The 1,871-nt window shown below is 48.2% G+C and carries 1 protein-coding gene; it reads left to right on the top strand.

Annotated elements, in window-relative coordinates; translation table 11 throughout:
* Positions 1 to 475 precede the first annotated feature (475 nt).
* Positions 476 to 1,513, top strand: coding sequence for a M48 family metalloprotease (locus tag NZ772_18215; protein MCS6815491.1), 1,038 nt, complete (start codon positions 476 to 478; stop codon positions 1,511 to 1,513).
* The last annotated feature ends 358 nt before the right edge of the window (positions 1,514 to 1,871 follow it).

The following is a 1,871-nucleotide window of genomic DNA, read 5'->3' as shown; positions in this document are numbered from 1 at the left end:
CCTTTCGAGGCGATCAACCTATCCACTCCCCAACCTTTCCCCACTTGCAATTGACCGCAGCTCAAATATTCTCTCAAGCATAACGGCCTGCGAAAAAGCTCCGACCGACAGAGAGAAGGACTTGGAAAGAGTTCGATTCCTCTTCTCTCAAATTTGGGAAAAGAGGTTAAGCGGATAAGGGCTGTTTATATCCTCATCAGTCCAACTGTTGTTACAGTTCCACAGTGGATTGAGAATCATACAGCACCTTAAATCAAGACTCGGTAAGCCAGCGAATTCACAATCATCATTAGGCCAGTAGATGCATAAATCCCTAATGTCCATTAGGTAGGGTTACGGGCCAGAGCTTTGTATGCTAAAGCAAGCTCTACCCATACTAGATCAAGTAGGGGTTTTGCTCAGCGGTTAAAGACACTCCTGCTCGGCTGGAGCTAGTCTTCTTGTTGGTCGTAGTGATACTTGGGAGTTTTAGACCATGAAATCATTTATCTCTAGCACTGTAATGGCACTGGTGCCTTTGGGGGCGTTGTGGCCACCTGGGAATATATCCCAAGCCAGCCAAGCAGTTCAGAGCCAGCAGGCAAATTCTCAGTTGCCAGAGCGGATGCTATTGGCGAATGCAGCAGACGATCGTTTCTACCAACAGGCTAAGAAAGAACTACGGGAAGACTGGTACGTGATTTATCGAATTGTGGATAAGATGGCGCGAGCTAACGGTTTAGACGAGAGTCCTTGGCGCATTCGGATTGTGCCATTAGATGTATTCAATGCTACTGCTTCTGAACTTAACGTCTTAACCTTTTACAACGGGCTACTGGATCAGTTACATGGCGACTACGATGCACTAGCTTGTATTATTGGCCATGAAATGGCTCACCACACCAAGAACCACATCGCCTTTGGGGAGGCTAACCTAAAAACTCGTCGCGCTCAGCTACAGGCAGAGGCAGAAGCTGCCGTCGTTGCAGAAGTGAACGCAGCACAAGAGCAACAACAAAACAATGCCATCTTGGGTACCATTCTGGGTGGTGTGTTTGGAACTCAGAGTGGAACTATTGGGGGCACACTCAACGATATTATGCGCAGTTCTAGTGCTGACCAACAGCGGCAACTCCAGCAGCGCGTACAACAGATTTATGCGGAGAAGGAAAGGCAGTTTCTGCAAGAGGCGATCGCCCAAAACCACAGCCAAGAGTACGAAGCAGATGCCGTAGGCTATACCTACGCTGTGACGGCTGGATTTAAGCCAGAGGGTTGCCAGCGGGCTATGAATGTGATGAATCGCCTCAGTGGCAGTCAGTCCCCCAGCTTGACTCATCCATCTACACCTGATCGGATGGCACGCTTGCAGGCATTAAGGCAGCAAACACCCCCCGCAGCGCTAGCGCAACAAGGACGAGCACAGCTAGCCAGAAGTCCCCGCCCTCTGCGATATGGCATCTCTCGAGATCGTGTTTCCCTGCGAGTGGAGTCTCGGTTTGGCAGCCAAAACATTGACGATCGTCTCCGCTAGGCTACAGCTAGTTGTCAGGATACAGTTATCAGAACGTGTCGGAACATCTCAGAACATCAAGGTGCAGGGGAACCATTCCTTGCACTTTATACCAACTCTCCAAGAGCCAGCGACATAACCCATGAGTTCGTAGTAAGGACTTAAGTCCTTACTACAAGCTATCTGTAATCATAGTATGGAGAAGCAGTATCACTGTTTCAACTGAACCCATGAGTTCATAATAAGGACTTAAGTCCTTACTACAAGCTATCTGTAACCAGAGTATGAGAAGCAGTATCACTAGTTCAACTAAACCCATGAGTTCATAATAAGGACTTAAGTCCTTACTACAAGCTATCTGTAACCAGAGTATGGAGAA

It is taken from the genome of Cyanobacteriota bacterium, from assembly GCA_025054735.1.
Lineage (GTDB): Bacteria > Cyanobacteriota > Cyanobacteriia > SKYG9 > SKYG9 > SKYG9.
The sequence above is the reverse complement of the archived record's forward strand: the minus strand, read 5'-3'. Positions and strand labels throughout refer to the sequence as shown.